General features: G+C 64.3%; 5 protein-coding genes. All 5 read right to left on the bottom strand.

Annotated elements, in window-relative coordinates; genetic code table 11:
- Positions 1 to 92 precede the first annotated feature (92 nt).
- Positions 93 to 1,526, bottom strand: coding sequence for a DUF1501 domain-containing protein (locus AC5JJ2_RS15740; protein WP_495858961.1), 1,434 nt, complete (start codon positions 1,524 to 1,526; stop codon positions 93 to 95).
- A 133-nt stretch (positions 1,527 to 1,659) separates the two neighbouring features.
- A complete protein-coding gene (locus tag AC5JJ2_RS15735; protein ID WP_495858960.1) occupies positions 1,660 to 2,121 on the bottom strand; it encodes a hypothetical protein in 462 nt (153 codons plus the stop codon).
- A 104-nt stretch (positions 2,122 to 2,225) separates the two neighbouring features.
- Positions 2,226 to 4,547, bottom strand: a complete 2,322-nt coding sequence (locus AC5JJ2_RS15730) for a PSD1 and planctomycete cytochrome C domain-containing protein (protein WP_495858959.1) — start codon at positions 4,545 to 4,547, stop codon at positions 2,226 to 2,228.
- 144 nt (positions 4,548 to 4,691) lie between these two features.
- On the bottom strand, positions 4,692 to 5,381 hold the full coding sequence (locus tag AC5JJ2_RS15725; protein WP_495858958.1) for a helix-turn-helix domain-containing protein: 690 nt from the start codon (positions 5,379 to 5,381) through the stop codon (positions 4,692 to 4,694).
- A 14-nt stretch (positions 5,382 to 5,395) separates the two neighbouring features.
- Positions 5,396 to 6,625, bottom strand: coding sequence for an ATP-binding protein (locus AC5JJ2_RS15720; RefSeq protein WP_495858957.1), 1,230 nt, complete (start codon positions 6,623 to 6,625; stop codon positions 5,396 to 5,398).
- Between the last annotated feature and the right edge of the window lie 179 nt (positions 6,626 to 6,804).

The following is a 6,804-nucleotide window of genomic DNA, read 5'->3' as shown; positions in this document are numbered from 1 at the left end:
CCCACCCAGGGCGTTGCCCTGGGCTGACATGTCCCAGGCTTTCAGCCTGAAAACCTTGCGGGTAAAGACCACCCGTCGCATCAACATGGCGGTCACGCCAGGATCTTCTTCACCACGCTCCCGTGAACGTCGGTCAGCCGGTAGTCGCGGCCCTGGAAGCGGAACGTCAGCTTCGTGTGGTCGAACCCCAGGCAGTGCAGGATCGTCGCCTGCAGGTCGTGGACGTGAACCTTGTCCGTCGCCACGTTGAACCCGAGGTCGTCCGTCTCGCCGTGCGTGTGGCCCCGCTTGATGCCGCCGCCGCACAGGAACAACGAGTAGCAGTCCGGGTAGTGGTCGCGGCCCAGAATCTTGCCGCCGGCGGTGCGGCCTTCGCGGAACGGCGTGCGGCCGAACTCGCCGCCGCAGACGATCAGCGTGTCGTCGAACAGGCCCAGCCGCTTCAGGTCGCGGATCAGGGCCGCGATCGGCTTGTCGATGGTCGCGCACTTCTTCGTCAGCCCGTCGCGGATGTCCTCGCCGGGTCCGGTCCCGTGGAAGTCCCAGCCCCAGTCGAACAGTTGCACGTACCGCACGCCCTTCTCGACCAGCCGCCGGGCGAGCAGGCAGTTGTTCGCGAAGCTCGCCCCGCCCGGCGTCGCGCCGTAATCGTCGATGACCTCCTTCGTCTCCTTGTTGATGTCCATCACCTCCGGCACGCTCATCTGCATGCGGAACGCCAGCTCGTACTGCGCGATCCGCGTCGCCGTTTCCGGGTGGCCGAACTCCTTCTCTTGCAGCTCGTTCAAGTCCTTGAGGGCGTCGAGGCTCTGCCGCCGCAGGTCGCGGTCCATGCCGGCCGGATCGGACACGTACAGCACGGGGTCGCCCTTGCTGCGGCACTGCACGCCCTGGTAGACGCTCGGCAGGAAGCCGCTGCCCCAGCACCCCTGGCCGCCGCTCGGCTGCACGCCGCTGGAGATGAGCACGACGAACCCCGGCAGGTTCTCGCTCTCCGACCCGAGGCCGTAGGTCACCCACGTCCCCATGCTCGGCCGCCCCTGCCGCGGCGAGCCGGTGTAGAGCAGCAGCTCCGCCGGGGCGTGGTTGAACTGGTCCGTGTTCATCGACCGGACGACGGTGATGTCGTCCGCGTGCGCGTGCAACTTCGGGATGGCGTCGGACATCCAGACGCCGGCCTTGCCGCGCTTCTCGAATTTCCGTGGCGTACCCATGAGCTTCGGCACGCCGGACGTGAACGCGAACCGGCGGCCCTTGAGGATTTCGTCCGGGCAGTCCTGGCCGGTCCGCTTGACGAGTTCCGGCTTGTAGTCGAACAGGTCGAGGTGCGGCGGCGCGCCGGACAGGTGCAGGTAGATGACCCGCTTGGCCGTCGGCTTGAAGTGCGGCTTCTTCGGGGCGAGCGGGTTCTCCGGGGCGGCGTCCCCGACGAGCGACGACACGGCCAGCGCGCCGAGGCCGAGCGACGACGACCGCAGGAAGTGCCGCCGCGTCGCGTGCTGGAGGAGTTGGAGTTTCGGGTGCAAGGCAGATCCTCACATTTAGAAAAGCCGCAGTCTGAAGCCTCTGGCTGCTTTCACTCAAGAACGCGACTGACCTTTAATCGCCCATTGATAAATTCGACTCGACTGATTTTGGCTATGATGGGCGAACCGCTCTCTAGTATTCAAAGTTGAGATTGCAATTGTAACGGCTATCCGTCGGGAATTCTTCAATGTATGGTTTGGCAAGTATTTCCGGGAGGATAAACGCCATTACCCGAATTCGTTCTTTGCTTTCGACAGGTTGAATTTGGGCAATGTGTTCATCTTCCGTGGATATGGCGACAGATATATCCCGCTTCTGCTCCCAACGCTTGTACCAGCCAATCCAAACGTTCTCAATTCGGAAGTAGCCCAAGCCGTGGGTGTCAGGAAACAAGAGAAAGTCTTTCGCCGAAACCGTGACAGGCTTCTCGCGGGAGCCATTGATTTTGGGCTTGGGTTTGGGCGGTACAGGTTGGGGAGCCGGAGGCTGGGCCTTTTTTGGAGGTTCCGGTTTCGCGGTGTCTGCTGGCGGTTGGCTGCTACTTGTAGTGCAGCCCGTAAAGAGCAAAAATAGAAAGGGAATGGCGATTCGCATGACTTCTCCAGTGGTGAGTAACGCCCATCTTGGCGGCTCACGTAGGCCCAAGTTGAGTTTGTATCGGGGTTCAAACGAGTAGTTGTTATGGCTTCCGAAAGCGGTCACCGTTTCATCAGCATCTCGTCGAGGTTCAGCAGCACGTTCGCCACCACGGTCCACGCGGCGAGGTCGGCCGCGTCGCCGCCCTTCGGCAGCGGGCCGATCGGGTCGGTCGCCATCTTCTCGGCCTTCTTCGCGTCCTTCGCGTAGCTCGCCCGCGTGTCGTCGAACAGGTTCACGAGGCGGGCGACCTCCTTCTCGCTCGCCGGGCGGGTCGCGACCTGCCGGATCGCGAACGCGGCGCGGTCGGCGGTCGTCTTGCCTTCCTTCACGATCTTGCGGGCGAGTGCCTGAGCCGCTTCCACGTAGACGGGGTCGTTGAGCGTCACGAGGGCTTGCAGTGGCGTGTTCGTCCGCGGGCGGCGGACGCTGCACACGTCGCGGTTCGGGGCGTCGAACGTGCTCATCGACGGGTACGGGTTCGTCCGCCGCCATTCCGTGTAGATACCGCGGCGGAACTTGTCCTCGCCGGCGCTCGTCGTCCAGTCCATCGACCGGCCGAACGCGGCGCTCAGGCCGAACGCCGGCTGCGGCGGCTTCACGGAGGGGCCGTACATCTTCGGGCTGAGCAGCCCGGACACGGCCAGCGCCTGGTCGCGGACCATCTCGGCCGTCAGCCGCACGCGGGGGCCGCGGGACAGCCAGCGGTTGTCCGGGTCGGCTTCGAGCAGCGCCGGCGTCACCTTCGACGACTGCCGGTACGCCGCGGACGTGACGAGCAACTTCACGAACGCCTTCATGTCCCACTTCGTGCGGTGCAGTTCCGTCGCCAGCCAGTCGAGCAGTTCCGGGTGCGACGGCAGTTCGCCCTGCGACCCGAACTCCTCGCTCGTGCGGACGAGGCCGAGGCCGAAGACGTGCTCCCAGTACCGGTTCGCGATCACGCGGGCGGTCAGCGGGTTGTCCTCGTGCATCAGCCACTTCGCGAGCGTCAGCCGGTTCTTCGGGACGTCCTTCGGCATTTGCGGGAAGGCGGCGGGGACGTGCTCGGCCACCACATCGCCGAGGTCCATGAAGTTGCCGCGGTACTGGAGCTTCGTCACGCGGCGGGCGTTGCCCGTCAGTTCCTCCATAACCGGCACGGTCGTCTTCGGCTGAACCGCGGCGCGGGCCTTCTTCACGGCGTCAACCTGCAACTTCACGAACGGTTGAACCGGTTTCGGCTGGGCCGTCAGCGTCTTCTCGAACGCCGCGGCCATCGCGTCGAGGTTCTTCCGCTTCGCCTTCATCTCCTCCGTCAACCCGAGTTCCAGCACCGGGGCCTCGTTCGGCCGGTCGGCGTCGGCGGTGTTGTTGAGGAAGGCGTACAGGCCGAAGAACTCGGTCTGCGAAAGCGGGTCGTACTTGTGCGTGTGGCACTGGGCGCAGGCGATGCTCGTGCCCATCCATGTCGTCATCGTCGTGTTCACGCGATCCACGACGGCCACGGACCGGAACTCCTCGTCGTTCGTGCCGCCCTCGCTGTTGGTCAGCGTGTTGCGGTGGAACGCGGTCGCGACCTTCTGCTCCTCCGTCGCGTTCGGCAGCAGGTCGCCTGCGAGTTGCTCGATGGTGAACAGGTCGAACGGCTTGTTCGCGTTGTAGCTCTTGATGACGTAGTCGCGGTACGCCCAGATCGTCCGCGCCGGGTCGTCGGCGTACCCGGAGGAATCGGCGTACCGGGCGAGGTCGAGCCACATCCGCGCCCAGTGCTCGCCGTAGGCGGGCTTGGCGAGCTGCTTGTCCACGAACTTCTCGTAGGCGTCGGCAGAAGTGTCCTTTACGAACGCCTCGACCTCCGCCCACGTCGGCGGCAGCCCGGTCACGTCGAGCGCGACCCGCCGGGCGAGGGCGTACCGATCCGCCTCGGGCTGGTACGTTAGCTTCTGTTTCTGAAGCGCGGCAAGGACGAAGTTGTCGATGGGATTTCTGACCTCTGACTTCTGACCTCTGACTTCTGGTGGCGTGGGCCGGACCGATTTCGCGTAGGACCAGTGGACCGCGTACCTCGCCCCTTGCTTGACCCAGGCCGTCAGCAACTCGATTTCCTTCGCCGTCAGCTTCTTGCCCGTCTTCGGCGGCGGCATGAGACCGCCTTGCTTCGTTGTGACACGCTCGATCAGTTGGCTCTCGTCCGGCTTGCCGGGGACGATGGCCGCCTCGGTCGCGCCCTCGGCCGTGTCGAGCCGGAGGTCGCCCTTCCGTTCCGCTTCGTCCGGGCCGTGGCACTGGAAGCAGTTGTTCGACAGGATCGGTCGGATGTCCCGGTTGAAGTCTATGGGCGTGTCGGCAAAGGCGGGCGCGGCCGCGAGCAGCGATACAAGAAACGCGAGGCGGAACGACACGGCGGAATCCTCACGGAAGTCCGGGGTGGGGGCCGCGCGGGGCGGCTGTCCAGACGTTGACAGTTTAGCGGACAGGTGGGGTGGGGCGAAATGAAAACGCCCACGGACGTTCGTCCGTGGGCTTTCGATAAACTTCGAGTTCTCTTAGTGCCGCTGGACGGCCGTGAAGAGTTCGCTCATCTTGATGCCGAGCGCCAAGCAGATCCGGTACAGCGTTTCGATCGACGCCGAGTTTTTGCCCAGCTCGATCTGCGACAGGTAGCCGAGCGACACGCCGGTCCGCTCGCTCATGTTCGACAGCGTGAACCCGAGACCCTTGCGCCGCTCGCGGATCGCCGCGCCGAGCGACTCGCGGAGGGCTTCTTCCGTCATCCGCAGCAAGCCCTTGCTCTCCAGACAGCGGATCACGATTTCCCGCAGCTGGTCCACCTGGAACGGCTTCGTCAGGTAGTCGTAGGTGCGGGCGCGGAGGCAGTTCAACGCGCTGTCTACCGACGGGTAGCCCGTGACGACGACGATGTTCGCGTCCGGCTGGTACTCCTTCACCCAGTTGAACACCTGGTCCGGCTCCAGGCCGGGAATGACGTAGTCGAGGATGATGAGGTGGTACTGGTTCCGCTTGGTCAGTACCGACTCGATCATCGACGGGTCGGAGACCGTGTCGATCACGAAGTCCCGGTTCGCCAGGGCGGCCTGGATGACGGAACACGTCGCGGTGTCGTCGTCCAGGATCAGGATGTTGATGTCCCCGCTGCTCTGCAGCTCGCTGATCGGGGCCGGCGCGCGGGCCGGACGCGGGGTCTGGCGCAGGCGGTCTTCTACTTCCACGGTCATAGGTGTTTACCTCCTTAGGCTGAAGTACCGAGGATCGCCGTCGGTGCGACCGCCGGTCGAGCCGAAGCGAGAGGGATCACGACGCGAACTACCGTCCCGGACTCGGGGGGAGAAGCCGCGTCGATGCGAATCCCCCCTCGGTGAGCGAACAACACGCGGTACACGATGGCCAGTCCCAGGCCCCGGTGTCGGACCTTCGTGGTGAAGAACGGCTCCGCGAACAGCCGCGACCTCACCTCTGATTTTATACCCGTACCGAAATCCTGAATCGTAATCTCAACATAAGTATCCGAATGAACCTGCCCGAGATATCGTCGGGCCTCACTCCAGTTTAGCTCAACCAGTTTCGTGGTCACCACAATTCGCCCATTTGCCGGAGACGCCTCCACGGCATTCTCTAACAGGTGTCCGAGGACCGTGCCGAGCGCCCCGGCGTCCATCGCGACATTCGCGAGGTTCTGCGGGATGTTCGAGACGATGTTCACGCCGGTTGGCATCGCGGGGCGGAGGCGGGCTTCCTCCTTCGCCACGGCTGCCGCGATCGAACCGGGTTGAGCCTTCACCTGAGCGGACCTGCTCAGTTGGTGCAGCTGCTGCGTGAACACGATCCCGCGCGACCCGACCTTGTTGATCTCGGACACGAACTTCGCCGGCTGCGACCCGGCCGCGAGCATCGGTTGCGTCAGGTCGGCGAACCCCATGATGCCGGTTAAGATGTTGTCGAAATCGTGGGCCATCCGCCCGGCGATGACCGACGCGTCCTTCAGCCGTTGCTCCAACCGGTTCGGCTCGATGATCGGCCCGATCTTCTTGCCGAGGTGGGCCGACCGCTCGAGGATTTTCGCCGACAGCACAAAGTAGCTGCGGTCCGCCTCGCTCCACTGGTCGCGGGCCGACCGCTCGGCCCAGATCGCCCCGACGGGCAGTCCGGGCGGGGAGAGCAGCGTGTACAGCCGGCCCGAACTGTTCGGAACCTGCCACACGACGGTTTGACTGCCCCCCAACAATGACTTCGCGACCTCCGACAGTTCGGCGGGCGCGGTCGCCAACGCCTCAACCCGTTCGGTGTTCGTCAGGAGGGCCGCCTTGGCCGGCCCGTCGAGCGGCCACACGAGGCCCACGGTGGTCCAGCCGCTGGCCCGAACCCAGGCTTGGAGGCTCGTTTCCAGGCTCGCCGTGTCGCTGTCGGATAGCCAGTTGGGCAAGAAGGCTAGGCCGGTGGAGAGTCCGCCGGTCTGTGTCATAACAGTCTCCAAAGGCCGGTCAGGACGGGGGGTAAGCACGGCCTTTGATCGGGGCTGAATTCCGAAATTTCAAAGGATATCTAGAACGGGTTGAGATGAAGTCAACCGATTTTTGCCGTTCCGCCTCAACGTGCGTCCGGCTCTTTTCAAGGCACATCGGGAAAAGTTTCACCGAATCC

The organism is Limnoglobus sp. (genome assembly GCF_059499385.1).
Note: the sequence above shows the minus strand (reverse complement) of the source record. Positions and strands in the feature narration are given on the sequence as shown.